Consider the following 20503-nt stretch of genomic DNA (forward strand, 5'->3'; position numbering starts at 1 on the left):
GTTTGCGAGCCCCGCAGCCGCGACCGAAGGTCGGCGCCGTGCCGGGTTCGGAGGACCTGCACAAGCGGCGTGGCGCTGCGGTCGCGCGAGGCGTCGGAAGCGTCATCACGTCATATGTGGACAGGGCTGCCGGAGGGACGATCACCGACGTCGACGGGCGGGAGTGGATCGACTTCGCCGCAGGCATCGCTGTGACGAGCGTCGGCAACGCCGCACCGAAGGTCGTCGAGGCGGTCCGTGCGCAGGTCGAGCGGTTCACCCACACCTGCTTCATGGTCGCGCCGTACGAGTCGTACGTGGCGGTGTGCGAGCAGCTCAACGCGTTGACGCCGGGTGGGTTCGAGAAACGCTCGGCGCTGTTCAACTCCGGTGCCGAGGCTGTCGAGAACGCCGTCAAGATCGCCCGGCATGCCACCGGGCGGCCAGCGGTGGTGGTGTTCGACCACGCGTACCACGGCCGGACCAACCTCACGATGGCGTTGACAGCGAAGAACATGCCCTACAAGCACCGCTTCGGGCCGTTCGCCGGTGAGATCTACCGGGTGCCGATGTCGTACCCGCTGCGCGACGGCGGGCTTCCCGGGGCCGAGGCGGCGGCGCGGGCGATCGAGATGGTCGAGAAGCAGGTCGGGGCCGAGAACGTCGCCGCGCTGCTGATCGAGCCCATCCAGGGCGAGGGCGGATTCGTGGTGCCCGCGCCCGGTTTCCTGCCGGCGCTACGGGCCTGGGCGACGGCGGCCGGAGTGGTGTTCGTCGCCGACGAGATCCAGACCGGCTTCTGCCGTACCGGCGACTGGTTCGCCTGCGAGCACGAGGGCGTCGAGCCCGACCTGATCACACTGGCCAAGGGCATCGCCGGCGGCCTGCCGCTGGCCGCGGTGACCGGTCGGGCGGAGCTGATGGACGCGGTGCACGTCGGTGGGCTCGGCGGCACGTACGGCGGCAACCCGATCGCCTGCGCCGCCGCGCTTGCCACCATCGAGACCCTGCACGAGCTGGACCTGGCCGGCGCGGCCCGCCGGATCGAGTCGGTGCTGGTCCCCCGGCTACGGGCCATCGCCGAGCGGGATCCCCGCATCGCCGAGGTACGCGGGCGCGGCGCGATGCTCGCCGTCGAACTGGTGCAGCCGGGCTCACTCACCCCCGACCCGGTCGCCACGGCGGCGATCTCGGCCGCCTGCCACGCCGCCGGCCTGCTCACCCTGACCTGCGGCACGTACGGCAACGTGCTGCGCTTCCTGCCCCCACTGGTGATCTCCGACGACCACCTCACCCGGGGCGCCGACATCCTCGAAGCCGCCTTCGCCTGACCCGAAGGAAGGGCACCTTCTTAACGCCTGGTGCATAAGAAGGGGCCCTTCCTAACGCGTCAGCGGAGCACCGTGACCGTATTCCGGCGCACCAGGTTCTTGCCCGGCTCGCGGATCTGCTCCATCGCGGCGCTGTTGAGCAGCACGCAACTGCCCGACGGGCCGGTCACCGTCACAGTGGTCGCACGGTTGTTGTCCAGGTTCGTCACCCGCAGCCGCGTACCCACCGGGAACCGATCGCTTGTCGCCGCCGGCGCGGCAGCCTCTTCGAAGAAGGTGATCGCACCCGAGCACACCGAGCCGGGTGCCGGTCCGGACGCGGCGGGAGACGCCGCTCCGGGGCGTACCGTGTCGGCGGGCGGCGCGGCGGCGGGCGGGGCGGCACCGTCGAGCCGTTCCACGACGTTGCGGCGGATCACGTTCTTGCCAGGCTCTCGGACGAGGTCCATGGCGGCGGCGTTGAGCAGCACGCAACTGCCCGACGGACCGTTCACCGTCACCGTGGCCGTCCGGTTGTTGTCCAGGTTCGTCACCCGCAGCCGCGTACCCACCGGAAAGCGATCGCTTGTCGCCGCCGGCGCGCCGGCCTCCGCCGAGAACGTGACCGACCCGGAGCAGGCGGACTGCCGTGCCGGGGCCGTGCCGGCGAACCCGAACCCGGTTCCCACCGCCACACCCGCCGCGGCGAGCACCGCCACGGTCGCCGCCAGCACGTGCCTGCGCTGCACCTTCATCGCCGTCACTCCCGTCCTCGGTGGTGTTCTTCACCGCGTGGTACGGACGGGAGCGCCCTACCGTTCAGCCGTCGCCGTGACGGCAAGGTCCACCGGCCCGTACCGGGTGTGTGACGCCCCGGTCATCAGCGCCCAGTAGCGGTCCCCGTACGACCAGTGCCACCACTCGGTCGGGTAGTTCACCAGCCCGGCACCTCCGAGCGCGTCCGCGATGAGCTGCCGATGCCGGCGAGCGGTGGCCCCGATTGTGGGTGCGTCGGTGAAGCAGGCGTCGGCGCTGTCCTCCGGGGTGGCGTCCACGGCAGTGCCGAGATCCAACTCCACGCCGTCGACGGTACAGAGGGTCAGGTCCACCGCGCCGCCCGTGGTGTGCGGGGCGACCTCGACCGGCGAGACGAACTTGCTCGTCTCCCGGTGCAGCCGTTGCGCAGGCCAGTCCGGGTGCCGTCGGCGCAGCTCGTCGCGGTAGCCGGTGAAGATGGACAACTGCGCCCGGTACGGCCGGTATCCCTCGATGACGAGCAGGCGTACCCCTGCGGGCAGCGCGCGCTGCGCGGCCAGCAACCGGTCCGCGACACCCGCACGCAGGCGGGCGTACGCCCCGTCGCGGTCGGCCGCACGCCCGTCCAGCCGCAGCTCGGGAAACTCGCGCAGGTCCACCAGGGGATCGCCGTCGTCGGCGCTGGGCACCGCCGCCACCCGGGGGTCGGAGAGCAGGATCATCGAACGCTCCCGGTGGTCGCGACGCGTTCCGCATGTCGGGTACGCGCCAACGCCACCAGCCGCTCCACGACCTCGCGATAGCCGACGCCGGTCGCCGCCCACACCTTCGGGTACATGGAGTGCGCGGTGAAGCCGGGCATGGTGTTGAGTTCGTTGACGTACAGCTCGCCGGTCGTCTCGTCGTAGAGGAAGTCCACCCGGGCAAGCCCCCACCCGCCGATCGCCGCGAACGCGCGCAGCGACAACTCGCGGACCCGCTCGGTCACCTCGTCGGGCAGCACCGCCGGAACGATCATCGGATCGCTGTCGCCGAAGTACTTCTGCTGGTAGTCGAACCAGCCGCCGGCGACGCGTACCTCGCCCACCGCCGACGCCTCCGGCCGCCAGCCGCCGAGCACCGCGCACTCCAACTCGCGGCCGGTGACACCCTGCTCGACGATGACGTGCTTGTCGTGCCGCAGCGCCTCCTCCACGGCGGCGGCCAGGTCGTCGCCCTCGCCGACCCGGGAGATGCCGATCGACGAGCCCATGCTGGCGGGCTTGACGAACAGGGGTCGGCGCAGCCCGAGCACAAGCTTCTCCGGGTCCGCGGTCTCCCGCCAGGTGTACGCGTCGAAGGCGACGTACGGGGTGACAGGGATTTCCTCGGCCCGCAGAGCCCGCTTCATCGCCACCTTGTTCATGCCCACGGCGGAGGCGAGGATGCCGCACCCGACGTACGGCACGTCCAGTTGCTCCAGCAGCCCCTGCACCACGCCGTCCTCGCCGAACGGGCCGTGCAGCACGGGGAAGACCACGTCGAGTTCCGCGTGCACCGCCCCGGGGGCATTGCCGGCGCACACCTGCACGGTCCCCGGGCGGGGGCCGGACCGCAGCTCGACAGCCGGCCCGGTCACTGTCAACCGGTCGTCGATGGCCCGATCGGCGGCAGGCCGGTCCCGCAACTCGGCAAGCTGCGCGTCGGGCAGCAGGCGGAATCCCCCGCTGCGGGTGATGCCGATGGCGACCGTGCGGTACCCACCACCGGCCAGCGCCCGGACCACACCAAGCGCCGAGGAGCAGGAGACCTCGTGCTCCGCCGACGGCCCACCGAACAGGATTCCGATCCGAATCGGGGCACTCATGCCGCCGCTCCTTCCACAGTCGTCAACTCCGCGAGCCGGGGCGCCGTCAACCGGGCTGCCAGCTCCGCCTCAACGTTTCCGCCGGTCAGCACCACGCCTACCGTCCGCTCCCCGAGCGCACCGCCGGCCCGCTCTTCCCGCAGCCGGAGCGCGCCGGCCAGGCCGGCCGCCCCGGACGGCTCGACGAGCACCTTCAGCTCCATCAGCAGCAGCCGGAACGCCGAGGCGATCTGCTCGTCGTCGACACGGACGACGCCGTGCAGCGCGCTCCGCAGGATCGCGAACGGCAGCTCACCCACGCAGGACGGCCGCAGCCCGTCGGCGATGGTGGGCGCCGGCGCGACCGGAATCCGCTCGCCCGCGGACAGGCTGCGCGCCAGCGAGTCACAGCCGACCGGCTCGACGCCGTACACAGTGATGCCGGTGCCGGCGGCGGCCAGGCAGGCACCCGCCACCCCGCCGCCGCCACCGACCGGCACCACTATCGCGTCGAGCGGGGTGCCGGCGCGTTCGGCCTGTTCGATCAGCTCAAGGCTGGCGCTGCCCTGCCCGGCGATCACGTCCGCGTGGTCGTACGCGTCGACGACCGGGTGGCCGGTCTGGTCGCGGAGCGCGTACGCCATCGCCGCCCGCTCGTCGACGCCGGTGCCCGCGAACACGACCCGCGCCCCCGCGGCACCGGCCCGGTCGACCTTCGTCGCCGCGGCGTCGACAGGCAGCACCACTGTCGCCGCGAGGCCGTGCTGGCGGGCCGCCAGCGCCACAGCAATCGCGTGGTTGCCGGTGCTCTGGGCGATCACCCCGGTGTGGCCGGCGGCGGCGAGCCTGCCGACGGCCCGCAGCGCACCGCGCATCTTGTACGAGCCACCGGTTTGCAGGTTCTCCGCCTTGAGCAGGACCCGGCCACCGGCCAGCAGGTCGATCGCCGGGGAGCGCAGCACCGGGGTACGGATCACCCGGCCGCTGAGCCAGCGGGCGGCGTCCTCGACATCGGCCCGGACGGGGCCAGCTGTGGATGACATCGAACTCCTTTGTCACGGCCCGGACCGCGTCGGTCGTTTTTCGGGCACGCCGGAGGTGGGGATGCCGAGGTGCTCGGCTCCCGGAACGGTGTGGGTGGTGTCAGGTCGCTGCGGGTAGGTGGACGTCCACCCGCAGCCCGCCGTACTCGGCGGGTCGGGCGGCGATGGTGCCGTCGTGCGCCTGGGTGATCGAGCGGACGATTGCCAGGCCGAGGCCAGCGCCACCGCCGTGCGAGGTACGGTCCCGGGCGAGACGACGGAACGGTTCGAAGAGGCCCGCGACAGCCTCAGCCGGTACGGGCTGACCGGTGTTGACGACTGTCAGCGCGGGCGCGGAACCGACTGTGACGGTCAGCGAGCCGCCGCGCCGGTTGTACTTGATCCCGTTCTCCACAAGGTTTGTGACAAGGCGTTCGAGAAGCACCCGCTCGCCGACGACGACCTTCGGCGCGAGGTGGCTCTCGATTGTCACGCCTGCCTCCCGGGCCCGGTCCTGGTAGCCGGCGAGGACCCCGTCGACGAGGTGGTCGAGCCGCTGCGGGATGCGCGCCCGCAGCCCCTGGTCGCTTTCGCTGAGCGCCAGCAGGCCCTCGATCAGCCGCTCGTTACGTTCGTTGGTCTCCAGCAGTTGGCCGGTAAGCAACTCCAACTGCTCGGGGGTGAGCGACCGGGCCATGCCCACCTCGATAAGAGTCCGCTGCACGGCGAGCGGCGTACGCAGCTCGTGGGAGGCGTTCGCGGCGAACCGCCGCTGCCCCTCGTACCCGGCGGAGACGCGTTCCATCATCTCGTCGATGGCCCGCGCCAGCTGGGCCAGCTCGTCGTTGCCCCGAGGGCGGATGCGGTGGCCCAGGTTCTGCGGGCCGAGGTGCCGGATCGGCTCGGCGAGGTTACGCACCGGGCGCAGGCACCACGACGCCCCGAACCAGAGCGCCAGCAGGGCCGCCACGGTCACGACCACCACCGACAGCACGGGAAGCACGAACGCGCTCCTTCCCGCCTGCGCGCAGGACTCCGACACACCGGGCAGCGGCAGACCGCAGAGTTGTAGGCCGCGATTCCACAGCAGTCCGGTAAGCCGGTTGCCGACCGCCGGCAGCACCGGCCCGGCGAGCAGCGCCAGCAGACCCACAAGCAGGACCCGGCGGCGCGGAGTCCAGCTCACGCCGGCCCGCCGAGGCGATAACCGGCCTTGGGCACCGTGTGGATGACCGGCGGGTCACCGAGCTTCTTGCGCAGCGTCATGACGGTTACCCGTACGGCGTTCGTGAACGGGTCGGCGAACTCGTCCCAGGCCTGCTCCAACAGGTCCTCCGCGCTCACCACCTGCCCACCGGCACGCAGCAGCACATGCAGCACGGCGAACTCCTTCGGGCTGAGCGCCAACGGGCGGCCGTCCCGGGTGGCGTGGTGCCGGGCCACATCCAGCACCACGCCATCCCGGGCGAGCACCGGCGGAAGCGCCGGGGTGGACCGCCGCCCGAGGGCCTGCACCCGGGCGACCAGTTCGGCGAAGGCGAACGGCTTGGTGAGGTAGTCGTCCGCGCCGAGGCCGAGACCCTCCACCCGGTCCCGGATGCCAGCCGCCGCGGTGAGCAGCAGCACCCGGGTGCCGACGGCGGAGCCGGCGATACTGCGGCACACCTCGTCGCCGGTGTGGCCGGGCATGTCCCGGTCCAGCACCGCCACGTCGTACCTGTTCACGCCGATCCGCTCCAGCGCACCGTCACCGTCGTAACAGACGTCGACGGCCATCGAGAACCGCCGTAGCCCCTCGGCCACGGTGTCCGCCAACAACCTCTCGTCGTCCGCCACCAACACCCGCACGATTCCGCTCCCCCGTGGTTCGCATTGCCCGCATACCGTCGCAGGCCCGGGTTAAGGGTTCTGTAAGCACCCGCCGGAGCCATCCTCCACGCCGTCATCCGGCCGACAAACCGCCGCTACCAGGAGCTGCCGCCTTCCTCCCCGTCAAACGCGGTGTGCGTCGTGCGTCCCGGACGCTTTCGGCAGTTGGCGATCAGACGTGAGCTGCGTCACGATGGGGCCGAGGAGGTCGCCGATGGCTGACCCGTGGCTCGCCCTGGAATTCGGCGTCGATCCGGTGGAACGGATCGCGCAGGTCGGCGCCGCCCACGAAGCATTCCTCACCGGCGCCGCACCGCATCGGGTGCGGGACGTGGTCCGCCGGTCCTGGGAACGCTCGGCACGGCTCGACCCCGAGGCCACCCCGCCTGTCGACCTGGCCGACGACGTCCTGGCCGCATACCGGGCCGCCCACCCGTTGGCCCGGGTGCTGCCGCTGTTCCGTGACCTGCTCGGCGGCACCGCCCAGGACGGCGCGCACCTGATGGCGGTCTGCGACGCGTACGGGCGGCTGCTCTGGGTCGAGGGGCATCCGGGTGTGCTCCGGCATGCCGAGCGCATGAACTTCGTGCCCGGCGCCCGCTGGGACGAGACGCACGCCGGCACCAACGCGCCCGGCACCGCGCTGGCCGTCGACCACAGCGTGCAGATCTTCGCCACCGAACATTTCAGCCGCCCCGTGCAGCGCTGGACCTGCGCCGCCGCGCCGATCCACGACCCCACCACCGGACGGCTGCTCGGCGCGATCGACATCACCGGCGGGGACCACCTGGCCAACCCGCACAGCCTGGCGCTGGTCCGTGCCACCGCCCGAGCCGCCGAGGCGCAACTCGCCGTCGACCGACCGGCGCAGCCTGGTGTCGCCACGGTGACCGCGCTCGGCCGCGACGAGGCGGAGCTACGAATCGACGGCCGGGTGATCCGGCTCGGCCGCCGACACAGCGAACTACTGGTGCTGCTGCTGCACCACCCGGAGGGGCGTACCGGCGAACAGCTCGGCCTCGACCTGTACGGCGACGACCGGCTCCACCCGGTCACAGTGCGCGCCGAGCTGTCCCGGTTGCGCCGGGTGCTCGGCGCCGAGTTGCTCGACTCCCGCCCGTACCGGTTGCGCGGCACCATCCACGCCGACTTCACCACCATCATCCGATTGCTGGACCAGGGCGATCCGGTGGGAGCCCTCGACGCGTACTCCGGGCCTCTGCTGCCCAGCTCGGACGCGCCGGGAGTGACGCGACTGCGCCGGCTGATCGACGGCCAGCTCCGCGCGGCGGTGCTGGCCGCCGCGGACCCGGCGCTGCTCGCGGCCTGGACCGCGACGCCGGCCGGCGTCGACGACCTGGCCGCGTGGCAGGCCCTGGCGCGGGCGTTGCCGGTGGCCGCGCCGCGCCGGCCCCTCGCGCTGGCCCGCATCGACCAGCTCTCCGGTGAGTACGACCTTCCGCGCGCAACGTGGCTGCAACGTTCCTGAAACTACCGTCGCCGTCGGCACACCCGCACAACGACGGCGGAGGTAACCATGACGCGCTACGACGCGCCCACCCACTGGCAGACCCGTTACGACCACTTCATCGGCGGCGAGTACGTCAAGCCGCACGGTGGTGACTACTTCGAGAACCCCACCCCGGTCACCGGGCAGACCTTCACCGAGGTCGCCCGGGGCACCGCCCCCGACGTGGAGAAGGCCCTGGACGCCGCGCACGGCGCCGCCGACGCGTGGGGGCGGACCTCGGTGGCCGAGCGGGCGCTGATCCTCAACCGGATCGCCGACCGCATGCAGGACAACCTGGAATCGCTCGCCATCGCCGAGAGCTGGGAGAACGGCAAGCCGGTCCGGGAGACCCTCGCCGCCGACATCCCTCTCGCCATCGACCACTTCCGCTACTTCGCAGGGGCGATCCGTGCGCAGGAGGGCTCGCTCGGCGAACTCGACGACGACACAGTGGCCTACCACTTCCACGAGCCGCTCGGCGTGGTCGGGCAGATCATCCCGTGGAACTTCCCGATCCTCATGGCCACCTGGAAGCTGGCACCCGCACTCGCCGCCGGCAACGCCGTGGTGCTCAAGCCGGCCGAGCAGACGCCCGCGTCCATCCACTACTGGCTGTCGCTGGTGGCGGACCTGCTGCCGCCGGGCGTGCTCAACATCGTCAACGGCTTCGGCGTGGAGGCCGGCAAGCCGCTGGCATCCTCGCCCCGGGTCGCGAAGGTCGCGTTCACCGGCGAGACCACCACCGGGCGGCTGATCATGCAGTACGCCAGCGAGAACATCAAACCCGTCACCCTTGAGCTGGGCGGCAAGAGCCCGAACATCTTCTTCGACGACGTCAGCGCCGCCTCCGACGACTTCCTCGACAAGGCGCTCGAAGGCTTCACCATGTTCGCCCTCAACCAGGGCGAGGTCTGCACCTGCCCGTCCCGGGCGCTGATCCAGCAGGGCCACTACAGCGACTTCCTGGACGCGGCAGTGGCGCGCACGAAGGCGATCGTCGCCGGACACCCGCTGGACACCGACACGATGATCGGGGCGCAGGCCTCCAACGACCAGTTGGAGAAAATCCTGTCCTACCTGGACATCGGCCGGCAGGAAGGCGCCAAGGTGCTGACCGGAGGAGCGCGCGCCGACCTCGGCGGCGAACTGTCCGGCGGCTACTACGTGCAGCCCACCATCTTCGAGGGCGACAACTCGATGCGCATCTTCCAGGAGGAGATCTTCGGGCCGGTCGTGTCGGTGACCTCGTTCGCCGACCTCGACGACGCCGTGAAAATTGCCAACGACACCCTGTACGGGCTCGGCGCGGGCGTGTGGAGCCGGGACATGAACACCGCGTACCGGGCCGGGCGTGCCATCCAGGCCGGTCGAGTGTGGACGAACTGCTACCACGCGTACCCGGCGCACGCCGCGTTCGGCGGGTACAAGCAGTCCGGCATCGGGCGGGAGAACCACAAGATGATGCTGGAGCACTACCAGCAGACCAAGAACCTGCTGGTCAGCTACTCCACCAAGAAGCTCGGCTTCTTCTGATGAGCGACACATCCGTCGGCGGCGCGGTGCCAGGGTCACCTGGTGTCGCGGTGCCGGGTGCGGCGTCTCCGGTCGCTCTGACCCCTGCGGCGGCCGAGCTGATCCGGTCACTGCGGGGGCGGCACGGGCCGCTGATGTTCCACCAGTCCGGCGGCTGCTGTGACGGCAGCGCCCCGATGTGCTACCCGGCGGGCGAGTTCCGTACCGGCTCGTCCGACGTACTGCTCGCCTCGCTCACGGTCCACGAGGTGCCCGAGCCAGTCGAGTTCTGGATCTCGAAGTCCCAGTGGGAACTGTGGAAACACACGAGGCTCACCGTCGACGTGGTCCCAGGCCGAGGCAGCGGCTTCTCCCTGGAAGCCCCAGACGGCGTCCGCTTCCTAATCCGCTCCCACCTAGCCCCCTAACCCACCCCACCCCACCCCACCCCTCCCTCCCGCCCCTCACCTCACCTCGCCCCCGCCCCGCCCCCGCCCCGCCCCCGCTTTTCCGGGCCCCGTCCGCCCCGCCCTGCCGCGTCGATCATGGAGTTGTGGTGGGCGCTGGATGACTAGTTGCACCTTTTGTGAGGCACCACAACTCCATGATCGACGGGCGGCGGCTGGTCAGGCCAGGAGCCCGGAGGTCGGGGGTCGGGAGGGCGGGGTCGGGTCGGGGGTCGGGAGGGCGGGGGCGGGTTGGGTTACGGGTGGAGGAGGAGAGGAGCGAGGGTGGCGATGATGTGTGCTGGGCGGCGGTAGAGGTCCAGGTCGGTGAAGTGGCGCATTTGCCAACCGTTGGCGGCGAGCCAGTTCATCCGGGACCGATCACGCCGGAGCCGGTCACGGTCCAGGTGGGACGAGCCGTCGTACTCGACTCCGACCCTGCGTTGCCGGTAGCCAAGGTCAAGGCGGTACAGCGGTATCCCGTTGCCGTCGGGGACCCAGAGCTGCGGCTCCGGCGGCGGGAGTCCTCCATCGATCAACACCAGCCTGAGCTGGCTTTCCTGTCGACACTCCGCGCGAGGGTCGGCACGTGGCACGAGCTCGCGCGCCTGGCATACGCCGCGCAGGCGTTCGTGCCGATCGACTTCGATCCGAAGTTCCTCAGGTCGGCAGGCGCCGACGCGAAGGCACAGGTCCAGTAGCGGCATCGCGTCCATCCGACGCATTGATCGGGCCAGGTCGACCGCACACCGGGCGGCGGGAGCACAAGGCACTCCGCCCAGTAGCACCGGGTCGCGCACGGGCAGAACCGCCTCGTGGGCAACGACCCCCCGGATGTGCGGAACGCTCTCCCCGGCCGGCACGATTATGTGGACGTCGGCGCTGCGGGCGTCGCCGAAGCCGTGCAACTGCGCGCCGGTATGGAAGCCGACGACCGCACTGTCAGGCAGCCGCCGAAAGATCGCGGGCAGGTGCTTCGGCGAGTACGCCGAGGGCGCGTAGACGCTCCGCGACAACCGGCGCAGCCTGGACTGCTCTGCCAGCCTCCGCACCTGTTCCCGACTGAGGCCCGCAGCGAGCAGCTCCGAGTATCGAAAAAGGCCCTCCGTCATGCCTGAGAATCTGCAGCCAAACCTGGGGATCCGGCGCCCCCAACTCGGCACCTTGTGGATAACCACCGCCCCTGTGCACAACCCCCAATCAAACGCCATCCGTGCTATGGCCCCGAGCCCCGTTCCCGTCGATCATGGAGTTGTGGTGCCGGACAGAGGCCGCAAATCGGTGCTGACCGCCCACCACAACTCCATGATCGACGCAAGCGGGGCGGGGCGAGGACGGGCTGGTGTTGGTTGGGGATTAGTCGCAGCCGTAGCCGTCGTTGTCGCGGTCCAGGTCGTAGATGTCGATGCCGATGACCTTGACGACTCCGCTGACGTAGGCAGGACCGTTGCCGCTGCCTCCTGCGCAGTCGACATCGCTGGCAATGGGTACGCAGGGGGTGTAGTTCGGGTCGCACTTGGATGACTGCGCCTTCTTGGTACCGATGGCGACGACCTGGGTAACCGGCTGCTTCGTGACCGTGGACTTGACCAGCTTCTTGCCCGTCTGCACCCCGTCGGTGGTGGTCACCTCGTAGGTCAGGGTCCGGATGCCGTTGGCGCCCTTGGTCCGTACGACCCGCTTGCCCTCGGCCAGGGACGAATCCTTTACGGTCCGCTCGCCGTGTCGGATCGTGGCCCGCTCCGTCACGGTCGAGACCTGCACCACCGGCGCGGGCGCAGCACTGGACGGGGACGGCGGGGCCGACGGTTCGGCCGCGGCGGAGGGTGCGATGGAGGGTGCGGCAATCGGCGGCACCGCCTGCGCGGGGGCCTCGGTCGGCTCGGCCGGCGCCGCCAGGATGGGCTGCTGCGCTTCGTCGGCCGCGGTATTGGTGCGGCCGGGCGTCGGCTCGCCGACCATCGCGCCGACGATCGCGCTGCCGGCGCAGCAGAGCAGTAGGAACGACAGTGCGATCGAGCCGAGGATCACGGCGACTCGACTCGCGGGACTGGCCCGGCGGAACCAGTTCGGTCGGGGCCCGGACGACGGTGCGTGCGGCGGGCCAGGAAACGGCGGTGGATGCATCGTCACGGCGATGAGTGTCGTCGCAAATACTTTGTGCAATATCCACCGTCATGCTCGTCATGTGTGCCGCCTGATCCACACCGGACGTTCATCGGCTACCACCAGTGCCACGCATCGGTGACGGTCAGCGCCGAACACGGCATTCCGGGCCGCCCCACGGCCAAGACTGAAAGCCGAACGGGCAACCCGTACATGCAGCAAAGGCATAAATCGTCACGCATCAAGCGAACCTACGGCGGATACGCCGAGGTCGCCCGGGAGCCGCCGATGACGTGTCGGGTTGGCGTCACTGCGGCGGTCAGCGGGGTTCAGGGTGGGCTTGTGCGGGTTCAGCCCTGAACCGGACGACGGGTGATCGCGGCGGACGGGTGGCGTTCGGCCCATTCATGATTCCGCTCCTCCAACCCCCACGGCGAGCCGTACGCGGTCAGCAGGTCGAGGAACGGCACTGGGGGTAGCGCCTCCGGGCCCAGCACCCCGACGCCGGACCAGACGCCGTCGGCTAGCAGTTCCAGTGCCACGACCGGGTTGACCGCCGTCTGCCACACCACTGCCTGGTGGCCGTACTCCCGCATCGACCACTCGTTGTCGACCACGTGGTAGAGGTAGACCTCGCGGGGCTGCCCGTCCGGGCCGAGGCCGCGCACCCAGGTGCCGGCGCAGGTCTTGCCGCGCATCCGGTCGCCGAGCGTTGCCGGGTCGGGCAGGCTGGCGGCCACCACGTCGCGCGGGGACACGTCGACGCCGCGTACCCGCACGGGCGTGGTCGCGTCCAGGCCGAGCTTGTGCAGCGTCTTGAGCACCTCGATGAACTCGTCGCCGAGGCCGTACTTGAAGGTGACCTTCCGGGCGTCGACCCAGCGCGGGATGAGCAGCACCTCTTCGTGTTCCACGTTTACGCACTCGACCGGTCCGATGCCCTCGGGGAAGTGGAACACCTCCGGCTCGCTGAACGGCTCCGTGGTGTACCAGCCCCGGCCCTTCTCCCAGATCACTGGCGGGTTGAGGCACTCCTCGATGGTGGTCCAGATGGAGAAGGAGGGCGCGAAGTCGTAGCCGTCGACGGTCAGGTTCGCGCCGTCGCGGACGCCGATCTCGTCGATCTCACTGAACAGTTCGTCGGCGGCATAGCGGGCGAAAACGTCGGACAGGCCCGGTTCGACGCCGATGCCGCACAGCGCCATCCGGCCGGCGTCGACCCACCGGTCCGCGACGGCGAACTGTTCGTCGCCGAGCTTTACCCCGGTCTCGGAGTACGGAAGGGCGGGGTGCGGGTGCGACAACGACATCGCCATGTCCAGGTAGTCGGCCCCGGCCGCGAACGCGCCGTCGAAGATCGGCATGACGAAGCGCGGGTCGACAGCGTTGAGCACGTGGGTGATCCGGTGCTCCCGGCAGAGCGCCGCGACCGCGTCTGCCGAGGAGGCGTCCAACCGGGCGGCGACGAAGCGGTCACCGTGCCCGCTGATCGCGCGGCTGGCCCGGTCCCGGTCGTAGTCGGCGACCACAATCGTCTCGAAGAAGCTGCGGCGGGCGGCGATGGCGACGGCTGCGGACCCGACGCCACCGGCACCGATGAGCAGGATACGCATCAGGAATCGAACCCCAAACCAAGACGATCGAGGGTACGCAGCCACAGGTCGCGCCGGCCCTCGCGCGCGTCGGCGCGGGCCATCGACCGGCGGGTGAGGTTGATGCCGATCGCACGGATGGGTTCCGGTGGGAACGGCAACGGCTTGCGGCGTACCAGGTCGAGCCGGGTCAGCGGGGTGTTCCCGCCGTCGAGCAGGTCGAGCAGCACCCGGGCGGAGAAGCGTGTGGCGCCGACACCGAGCCCTGTGTAGCCGGCCGCGTACGCCAGTCGACCGTCGAAGGCGGTGCCGTAGAACGGGCAGAACCGGGTGCAGGTGTCGATGACGCCGCCCCAGCGGTGGCTGAAGCGCACGTCGGCGAGCTGCGGGAACGTGGTGAAGAAATGCTCGGCGAGGGTGGTGAAGGTGGCCTGGCGCTGCTCCAGCTCGGGGGCGACCCGGTTGCCGTAGTGGTAGACCGCGTCGTAGCCGCCGAAGAGAATCCGCCCGTCGGTGGTCATCCGGTAGTAGTGGAACTGGTTGCCGGTGTCCGCCAGCCCCTGCCTGTTGCGCCAGCCGATCGCGTCCCGCTGGGCTGGAGTGAGTGGCTCGGTCATCAACACGTGGTCGTAGACCGGCACCACGTACGCGCGCAGCCGGCGCAGCAGCGGCGGAAACGCGTTGGTGGCCAGGACGACCCGCCGCGCCCGCACCGATCCGGGCCGCCCACCGGCGGCGGGATCGCCGGCGTCTGCGCCGAGGGTGGCGGCACGCAGCGCAGCGCCGTCGGCGCGCAGCCCGGTGACCCGGGTGTGCTCGTGCACCCGCACGCCGAGGTCGAGGCAGGCGCGGCGCAGACCCCACGCCAGCTTCGCCGGGTCCACCATTGCCACCCGGTCGGCGTCGAACATCCCACCCAGGTACGTCGGTGAGTCGACCTCGGCGCGCACCTCGTCCCGGTCGAGCAGCCGTACCCGGTGGCCGTACCGGCGGGCCAGCTCCGCGTCGGCGGCCAGCCCGTCGAGTTGGTACGGCTCGACGGCGACGGCAAGCTCGCCGGTGCGTTCGAAGTCGCAGTCGATGTCGTGGTCGGCGACTGTGGCGGCGATGGCGTCCAGGTTTTCCCGGCCGAGGCGTTCCAGTTCCCCGACCTCGTCGGGGAAACGCTCGACGCCGTTGGCGAGCCCGTGGGTGAGCGACGCCGCGCAGAACCCGCCGTTGCGCCCGGACGCGGCCCAGCCGCAGGTGCCGGCGTCGACAAGCAGGACATCGCGGTCGGGGTTCGCCTGCTTGGCCAGCAGTGCTGCCCAGAGCCCGCCGTACCCGCCGCCGATCACGAGCAGGTCGGCGGTCTGCGGGCCGACGAGTGGCGGCAGCGGGTCGGGGCGGTCGGGACGGTCCAGCCAGTACGGCACGGGTGCCGCGTCGGCGAGCGCCCTGTCGACCTGCGGAAGGGTCATGACCGAAGACCTGTCGGACGACCCACCGCCGGGCTCATGACGACCGGCGCGGTTGAGGTGCCGTACGGGCCAGCAGGTTGGCGCGGCGGGCCCGTCGCCCCCGCAGCGAGCTGAGCCCGACCAGCAGCAGGGCGATCACGAACATCGCGGTGCCGATGACGTTCACCTGCGGTGGGATGCCCCGCTGGGCGGCACCCCAGACGTACATCGGGAACGTGACTGTGGTGCCGGCGTTGAAGTTCGTGATGATGAAGTCGTCGAAGCTCAACGAGAAGGCCAGCAACGCGGCGGCGACGATGCCCGGCAGCACCAGCGGCAGGGTGATCCGTCGGAACGTCTGCCACTCGCTCGCGTACAGGTCCGTGGCGGCTTCCTCCAGCCGCCGGTCCATCCCGGCAAGCCGCGCCTTCACCGTCACCACGACGAACGACACGCAGAACATGACGTGCGCGATGACGACGGTCCAGAAGCCCAGGGGTACGCCCGCCGACACGAACAGCGCCAGCAGCGACGTGCCCATCACCAGTTCCGGGGTGGCCATCGGCAGGAAGATCAGCACGTTGACGCCGGACCGACCCCGGAATCGGTGCCGGACCAGCGCGAACGCCATCAGGGTGCCGAGCACTGTGGCGGCCACTGTGGAGATGAAGCCGATCTGCACGCTGCGGACCACCGCGTCGCACATGTCGGAGGTGGCGCACGGCTGCCGCCAGTTGTCCAGCGTGAACTCGTTGAAGTCGTACGACAGGCGACTCGACGGACGGTTGAACGACAGCCCCGCCACCACGAGGATCGGCAGCGCCAGATAGCCGAGCACCAGCAGCGCGACGATCATCACCCAGCGGTCAGCAAGCCAGCGCGACACCCTCACCAGAGCCTCCTTGGATTCGCGACTGCGGGGCTCCGCTGCGCTGCACTCCTCGCGCTCATCACAGCCCCCTCTCATTCGCGACTGCGGGGCTCCGCTGCGCTGCACTCCTCGCGCTCATCACAGCACCTCCTCCGTGCCGGCCCTGCGCAGATACCCGAAGACCACAGCGAGGATCGCCGCCATCAGCAGGAACGACAGCGCGGCGCCCTGCGGGTAGTCCAGCCGCACCAGGAACGCCGAGTCGATGACGTTGCCGATCATGTACTCGTTGGGGGTACCGAGCAGTTCGGCATTGATGTAGTCGCCGCTGGCCGGAATGAAGAACAGCAACGTGCCGGCGACGAGGCCGGGCATGGACAGCGGCAGCGTCACCCGGCGGAACGCCTGCACCGGGCTCGCGTACAGGTCACTCGCCGCCTCCAGCAGCCGGTGGTCCAGCCGCTCCAGGCTCGCGTACAGCGGCAGCACCAGAAACGGCAGGAAGTTGTACGTCAGCCCGAGCACCACGGCGAACGGGGTGGCAAGCAGTCGACCGTCCGGGCCGAGCAGGTGTACGTCCCGCAGCAGGCCGACAAGCGCACCGTTGTCCGACAGGATCGTCTTCCAGGCCAGTGTGCGGACCAGGAAGCTTGTGAACATCGGCGCGACCACACACACCAGCAGCAGGTTCTTCCACCGGCCGGCCTTCTGCGCGATGGCGTACGCCAGCGGGTAGCCCAGCAGCAGCGCCAGCACCAGGGCCACGAAGGCGTAGCCGAACGAGCGCAAAAACTGCGGCCAGTACGCCTGCACCACGTCCGGGTAGTTGCCGAACGCCCACGTCATCGCGTAGCCGGTGGAAAGCGAACCGTTGGGGTCGTACAGGCTCGCGGCGGCGAGTTGCAGCAGCGGCACACCGAAGAACACCAGCAGCCAGGCCGCACCGGGCAGCAGCAACAGGTACGGCAGCAGCCGGTACCGCCCGGGCCGAGGCGCCGGTGGTGGGGCCGGAGCCTTCCCCGATCTGGTGGGCGCCAGAAGGGTCATGACGACGCGCCGACCGGCTCGTCGAGAACCGGCGTGGTCCGGTCGGTGTCGGCGGCGTCGCGGGGCAGCAGGAAAGCGTGCCGCGGATCCCAGTACGCCACCGCTTCGCTGCCGACCGCCACCTGAGCCGAGGTTCCGCTGTTCGCCGCGAAGACCGACAGTTCGGTGCCCCAGCCGGTGCGCAGCAGGTACTGCGTGCTGACCCCCACGTAGGAGGCATCGGTGACGACCCCTGTGACGTGCTGATGGCCGGCGGGCACCTGGTCGGCGGAGCCGACCAGGTGGAGCTTCTCCGGGCGTACCCCAAGGTGGACCGGACCTCGGTCGGCCCGGACCCGGCCGGCGGGCACCGAGAAACGCGCGCCGTGCGCCGTCACCGCGACCTCTTCGCCGCTGGTCCCGGCGGCCTCGGCGGCGAGCAGGTTGGACTGGCCGAGGAAGTTCGCCACGAACGCGGTGGCCGGGAACTCGTAGATGTCGGCCGGGGCGCCGAGCTGTTCGATACGGCCGGCGTTCATCACCGCTACGGTGTCGGCCATCGTCATGGCCTCCTCCTGGTCGTGCGTCACGTGCACGAAGGTGATGCCCACCTCGGTCTGGATCCGCTTCAGCTCGATCTGCATCTGCCGGCGCAGCTTCAGGTCGAGTGCGCCCAGCGGCTCGTCGAGCAGCAGCACCTGCGGCTGGTTGATCAGCGCACGGGCCAGCGCGACCCGCTGCTGCTGGCCGCCGGAGAGCTGGGCCGGGCGGCGATCGCCGAAGCCGTCGAGCTGCACCAGTGACAGCATCCGCAGGACCTCGTCGTTTACCGAGCGGATCCCGCGCCGACGCAGCCCGAAGGCCACGTTCTCGAAGATGCTCAGGTGTGGAAAGAGCGCGTAGCTCTGGAACACCGTGTTGACTGGCCGTTTGTACGGCCGCAGCCGGGCGATGTCGCGGTCGCCGAGCAGCACCTGACCGCTCGTCGGCTCCTCCAGCCCGGCGATCATCCGCAGGGTGGTGGTCTTGCCGCAGCCAGACGCGCCGAGCAGCGCGAAGAACGACCCCTGTTCGATGCAGAGGCTGAGATCGTCGACGGCGGTGAAGATGCCGAAGCGCTTGGTGAGGTTGGCAAGGCGCAGGTCGCCCGCCGGTGTCTCGCGCGCCATTCCCGTCACGCCCCGATGACCTGCTGGAACTTGCCTTCGTACTCTTTCTCCTGCTTCTCGTCCAGGGTCATGAACACCTTGGACTTCGACAGCAGCGCCTCGTCGGGGAAGATCAGCGGGTTGGCGGCGAGCTCGGGGTCGATCTTCTCCATCTCGGCCTGGGCGCCCTTGACCGGGCAGATGTAGTTGACGTACGCGGCGAGCTTCGCGGCGACGGCCGGCTCGTAGTAGTAGTTGATCAGGGCCTCGGCGTTGCCCTTGTGGGTGGCCTTGTTGGGAACCATCATGTTGTCGCTGAACAGCATCGCGCCGGAGTCGGGGGCGACGAACTGCACCTTCGGGTTGTCACCGGCGAGCTGGATGACGTCGCCGGACCAACCGATGCACGCAGCGATGTCGCCCTTGGCCAGGTCGGGTGCGTAGTCGTTGCCGGTGAACTTGCGGATCTGTCCGGAGTCGACTGCCTTCTTGAGCTTGTTGAGCGCGTCGTCGAACTGGGCGCTCGTGAAGTTCGACGGATCGTGGCCGCCCGCGCCGAGCAGCAGGCCCATGGTGTCGCGCATCTCGCTGAGCGCCGTCACCTTGCCCTTGAGGTCGGGCCGGGTCAGCAGCTCGTCGACGGTCCGCAGCTCCTTCGTGACGCTGCCGTTGTACGCCAACCCGGCGAGGCCGGACTGCCACGGGATGGCGATCCGGTTCTCGGCGTCGAAGGAGCGGCTGACAAGCGACGGCAACAGGTTTGCCTGGACATTCGGGATCTTCGCCGGGTCGAGCTTCTGGATCCAGCCGAGCCGGATCATCCGCGCCGCCATCCAGTCGGTCAGGACGATGATGTCCCGGTCGGTGCTCTGGCAGGCGGCTAGCTGATTCTGGACCTTGCCGAAGAACTCGTTGTTGTCGTTGATGTCCTCGGTGTAGGTGACCTGGATTCCGCTCTTCGCGATGAACCCGTCCAGGCTGGGCCTCTTGGACTCGTCAGCTTCGTCGACGTCCATGTACTGCGGCCAGTTGGAGAAGGCAAGCTTCTTCTCGGTGCCGGACAGGTCCTCGCTGACGCAGCCGGCCTCGGTCTGCTGCGCACCCTTGGTGCCGCAGCCTGCGAGGCTGCCGCCCGCGGCCAGCAGAGCGGCGGAACCGAGAGTGCCGGTGAGCAGTCCACGCCGGGAGAGGGGCCGAAAGGGGGTACGCATGACGACTCCTAGGGGGGTCAGTGCCATGGACGACTGATCCTGGCATGAGGAAACCTCTCTTACAAGGGATTCCGTTGTGGGAATAGCGATGCACGACGAAATACGCCAGACTGCGCGGTGATACACGCGCGACATCACGATTCGGGACATGGGGAGCGCACGATGACGAACCGGCAGCACGAAAACGGCAGCGGCGGCCGACGCGTCGCTGTGCGTGACGGCGCCAATCACGCTCTGCTTGACGATGTGGCCAAGCAGATCATCGAACAGCTCCAGGAGGACGGCCGCCGGCCGTACGCCACGATCGGCAAGGCGGTAGGACTCTCCGAGGCGGCGGTCCGCCAGCGGGTGCAACGGCTCCTCGACTCCGGCGTCATGCAGATCGTCGCCGTGACCGACCCCCTCCAACTGGGCTTCCCCCGCCAGGCAATGATCGGCCTGCGTACCGACGGCGACTTGGAGTCCGTGGCCGACCGGCTCGCCGAACTCGACGAGGTCGACTACGTGGTCATCACCGCCGGCTCGTTCGACCTGCTCACCGAGGTGGTCTGCCGCAACGACGACCACCTCCTGGAGATCCTGCAACGGCTACGTGCCGTGCCCGGCGTGGTCTCCACCGAGGCGTTCGTCTACCTCAAGCTCCGCAAGCAGACCTACACCTGGGGTACGGCCTGAAGCCCACGCCGCCCCTTTGCTCGATCCGCGGCTGATCCATTCGACAGCGCCGACCTGACCCGGACCGGGTAGGCACCGCTCACGTCCTTTGCTCTGCTTCAACCGGCGCAACACCCCGTGTCCGAATACCGGACGCGCGCTGGTGCGTCCGTTGAAGCAGAGCAAAGGATGCCGAACAGGGGTCAGCGGGCGACCGCCGGGCATTG

At 70.0% G+C, this 20503-nt stretch carries 19 protein-coding genes; 5 read left to right on the forward strand and 14 right to left on the reverse strand.

The genetic code is table 11. The features are described 5' to 3' along the window. The first annotated feature begins 2 nt into the window (after window positions 1-2). Window positions 3-1310 (forward strand): 4-aminobutyrate--2-oxoglutarate transaminase, encoded by a 1308-nt coding sequence (gene gabT / locus ACLQ23_RS01195; protein WP_425734735.1) that lies wholly within the window; start codon window positions 3-5, stop codon window positions 1308-1310. A gap of 59 nt (window positions 1311-1369) precedes the next feature. Here gabT and ACLQ23_RS01200 read toward each other — a convergent pair whose 3' ends face one another. The 6 genes from ACLQ23_RS01200 to ACLQ23_RS01225 form a co-directional block, all read right to left on the reverse strand. After that, on the reverse strand, window positions 1370-2044 hold the full coding sequence (locus ACLQ23_RS01200) for a hypothetical protein (RefSeq protein ID WP_355629158.1): 675 nt from the start codon (window positions 2042-2044) through the stop codon (window positions 1370-1372). A gap of 57 nt (window positions 2045-2101) precedes the next feature. Continuing rightward, window positions 2102-2767, reverse strand: a complete 666-nt coding sequence (locus ACLQ23_RS01205) for a M15 family metallopeptidase (protein ID WP_355597325.1) — start codon at window positions 2765-2767, stop codon at window positions 2102-2104. Then, on the reverse strand, window positions 2764-3891 hold the full coding sequence (locus ACLQ23_RS01210; RefSeq protein WP_355597323.1) for a D-alanine--D-alanine ligase family protein: 1128 nt from the start codon (window positions 3889-3891) through the stop codon (window positions 2764-2766). The genes ACLQ23_RS01205 and ACLQ23_RS01210 overlap by 4 nt, the downstream gene beginning before the upstream one ends. After that, window positions 3888-4913 carry a threonine ammonia-lyase gene (locus ACLQ23_RS01215; RefSeq protein ID WP_355597322.1) on the reverse strand — a complete coding sequence of 342 codons (1026 nt, stop codon included), beginning with the start codon at window positions 4911-4913 and terminating at the stop codon, window positions 3888-3890. Before ACLQ23_RS01215 ends, ACLQ23_RS01210 begins: the two co-directional genes overlap by 4 nt. 100 nt (window positions 4914-5013) lie before the next feature. Continuing rightward, the gene (locus ACLQ23_RS01220; protein WP_355597320.1) at window positions 5014-6078 is read right to left on the reverse strand and encodes a sensor histidine kinase; all 1065 of its coding nucleotides are present in this window, start codon (window positions 6076-6078) and stop codon (window positions 5014-5016) included. Beyond that, the gene (locus tag ACLQ23_RS01225) at window positions 6075-6740 is read right to left on the reverse strand and encodes a response regulator transcription factor (RefSeq protein ID WP_355597318.1); all 666 of its coding nucleotides are present in this window, start codon (window positions 6738-6740) and stop codon (window positions 6075-6077) included. The genes ACLQ23_RS01220 and ACLQ23_RS01225 overlap by 4 nt, the downstream gene beginning before the upstream one ends. Before the next feature lie 235 nt (window positions 6741-6975). Here ACLQ23_RS01225 and ACLQ23_RS01230 point away from each other — a divergent pair, with 235 nt between their 5' ends. Genes ACLQ23_RS01230 through ACLQ23_RS01240 form a run of 3 tightly spaced genes read left to right on the forward strand, consistent with a single transcriptional unit; the run spans window position 6976 to window position 10211 of the window. Next, window positions 6976-8250, forward strand: coding sequence for a GAF domain-containing protein (locus ACLQ23_RS01230; RefSeq protein WP_355597316.1), 1275 nt, complete (start codon window positions 6976-6978; stop codon window positions 8248-8250). Window positions 8251-8298: 48 nt separating this feature from the next. Beyond that, window positions 8299-9804: an aldehyde dehydrogenase gene (gene adh, locus ACLQ23_RS01235; RefSeq protein WP_355597314.1), complete on the forward strand. Its 1506-nt coding sequence runs from the start codon at window positions 8299-8301 to the stop codon at window positions 9802-9804. Continuing rightward, window positions 9804-10211 carry a DUF779 domain-containing protein gene (locus tag ACLQ23_RS01240; protein ID WP_425880244.1) on the forward strand — a complete coding sequence of 136 codons (408 nt, stop codon included), beginning with the start codon at window positions 9804-9806 and terminating at the stop codon, window positions 10209-10211. Before adh ends, ACLQ23_RS01240 begins: the two co-directional genes overlap by 1 nt. Window positions 10212-10486: 275 nt before the next feature. Here the strand turns inward: ACLQ23_RS01240 and ACLQ23_RS01245 are convergent, their stop codons facing one another. The 8 genes from ACLQ23_RS01245 to ACLQ23_RS01280 all read right to left on the reverse strand — a co-directional run bounded on the left by ACLQ23_RS01245 (window position 10487) and on the right by ACLQ23_RS01280 (window position 19622). After that, window positions 10487-11407, reverse strand: a complete 921-nt coding sequence (locus ACLQ23_RS01245; RefSeq protein WP_425880245.1) for a type IV toxin-antitoxin system AbiEi family antitoxin domain-containing protein — start codon at window positions 11405-11407, stop codon at window positions 10487-10489. Window positions 11408-11585: 178 nt separating this feature from the next. Further along, on the reverse strand, window positions 11586-12191 hold the full coding sequence (locus tag ACLQ23_RS01250) for a G5 domain-containing protein (protein WP_355597310.1): 606 nt from the start codon (window positions 12189-12191) through the stop codon (window positions 11586-11588). A gap of 494 nt (window positions 12192-12685) precedes the next feature. Further along, window positions 12686-13948, reverse strand: coding sequence for a saccharopine dehydrogenase family protein (locus ACLQ23_RS01255; RefSeq protein ID WP_355597308.1), 1263 nt, complete (start codon window positions 13946-13948; stop codon window positions 12686-12688). Then, window positions 13948-15387, reverse strand: coding sequence for an NAD(P)/FAD-dependent oxidoreductase (locus ACLQ23_RS01260; RefSeq protein ID WP_355597306.1), 1440 nt, complete (start codon window positions 15385-15387; stop codon window positions 13948-13950). The genes ACLQ23_RS01255 and ACLQ23_RS01260 overlap by 1 nt, the downstream gene beginning before the upstream one ends. Before the next feature lie 34 nt (window positions 15388-15421). Beyond that, window positions 15422-16258, reverse strand: a complete 837-nt coding sequence (locus ACLQ23_RS01265) for an ABC transporter permease (RefSeq protein WP_355631691.1) — start codon at window positions 16256-16258, stop codon at window positions 15422-15424. A 117-nt stretch (window positions 16259-16375) separates the two neighbouring features. Next, window positions 16376-17284 (reverse strand): ABC transporter permease, encoded by a 909-nt coding sequence (locus tag ACLQ23_RS01270; RefSeq protein ID WP_355631694.1) that lies wholly within the window; start codon window positions 17282-17284, stop codon window positions 16376-16378. Beyond that, complete coding sequence (locus ACLQ23_RS01275; protein WP_355631710.1) at window positions 17281-18432, reverse strand: ABC transporter ATP-binding protein; 1152 nt, start codon at window positions 18430-18432, stop codon at window positions 17281-17283. The genes ACLQ23_RS01270 and ACLQ23_RS01275 overlap by 4 nt, the downstream gene beginning before the upstream one ends. 5 nt (window positions 18433-18437) lie before the next feature. After that, window positions 18438-19622, reverse strand: a complete 1185-nt coding sequence (locus ACLQ23_RS01280; protein WP_425734726.1) for an ABC transporter substrate-binding protein — start codon at window positions 19620-19622, stop codon at window positions 18438-18440. A gap of 162 nt (window positions 19623-19784) precedes the next feature. On the opposite strand from ACLQ23_RS01280, the gene ACLQ23_RS01285 reads away from it, so the two are divergent. Further along, window positions 19785-20297, forward strand: coding sequence for an Lrp/AsnC family transcriptional regulator (locus ACLQ23_RS01285; protein WP_053658609.1), 513 nt, complete (start codon window positions 19785-19787; stop codon window positions 20295-20297). Window positions 20298-20503: the final 206 nt, after the last annotated feature.

This window comes from Micromonospora sp. DT41 (assembly GCF_049841715.1).
In the GTDB taxonomy this organism is placed as follows: domain Bacteria; phylum Actinomycetota; class Actinomycetes; order Mycobacteriales; family Micromonosporaceae; genus Micromonospora; species Micromonospora profundi.

What these genes read in the sequence shown, in the direction of transcription:
- ACLQ23_RS01210 (WP_355597323.1), bottom strand. Translation starts at nt 3,891, where the DNA reads ATGAGTGCCCCGATTCGGATCGGAATCCTGTTCGGTGGGCCGTCGGCG.
- ACLQ23_RS01270 (WP_355631694.1), bottom strand. Translation starts at nt 17,284, where the DNA reads ATGACCCTTCTGGCGCCCACCAGATCGGGGAAGGCTCCGGCCCCACCA.
- ACLQ23_RS01205 (WP_355597325.1), bottom strand. Translation starts at nt 2,767, where the DNA reads ATGATCCTGCTCTCCGACCCCCGGGTGGCGGCGGTGCCCAGCGCCGAC.
- ACLQ23_RS01255 (WP_355597308.1), bottom strand. Translation starts at nt 13,948, where the DNA reads ATGCGTATCCTGCTCATCGGTGCCGGTGGCGTCGGGTCCGCAGCCGTC.
- ACLQ23_RS01250 (WP_355597310.1), bottom strand. Translation starts at nt 12,191, where the DNA reads ATGGTCGGCGAGCCGACGCCCGGCCGCACCAATACCGCGGCCGACGAA.
- ACLQ23_RS01280 (WP_425734726.1), bottom strand. Translation starts at nt 19,622, where the DNA reads ATGCGTACCCCCTTTCGGCCCCTCTCCCGGCGTGGACTGCTCACCGGC.
- ACLQ23_RS01240 (WP_425880244.1), top strand. Translation starts at nt 9,804, where the DNA reads ATGAGCGACACATCCGTCGGCGGCGCGGTGCCAGGGTCACCTGGTGTC.
- ACLQ23_RS01275 (WP_355631710.1), bottom strand. Translation starts at nt 18,432, where the DNA reads ATGGCGCGCGAGACACCGGCGGGCGACCTGCGCCTTGCCAACCTCACC.
- ACLQ23_RS01260 (WP_355597306.1), bottom strand. Translation starts at nt 15,387, where the DNA reads ATGACCCTTCCGCAGGTCGACAGGGCGCTCGCCGACGCGGCACCCGTG.
- ACLQ23_RS01285 (WP_053658609.1), top strand. Translation starts at nt 19,785, where the DNA reads ATGACGAACCGGCAGCACGAAAACGGCAGCGGCGGCCGACGCGTCGCT.
- ACLQ23_RS01215 (WP_355597322.1), bottom strand. Translation starts at nt 4,913, where the DNA reads ATGTCATCCACAGCTGGCCCCGTCCGGGCCGATGTCGAGGACGCCGCC.
- adh (WP_355597314.1), top strand. Translation starts at nt 8,299, where the DNA reads ATGACGCGCTACGACGCGCCCACCCACTGGCAGACCCGTTACGACCAC.
- ACLQ23_RS01200 (WP_355629158.1), bottom strand. Translation starts at nt 2,044, where the DNA reads ATGAAGGTGCAGCGCAGGCACGTGCTGGCGGCGACCGTGGCGGTGCTC.
- ACLQ23_RS01230 (WP_355597316.1), top strand. Translation starts at nt 6,976, where the DNA reads ATGGCTGACCCGTGGCTCGCCCTGGAATTCGGCGTCGATCCGGTGGAA.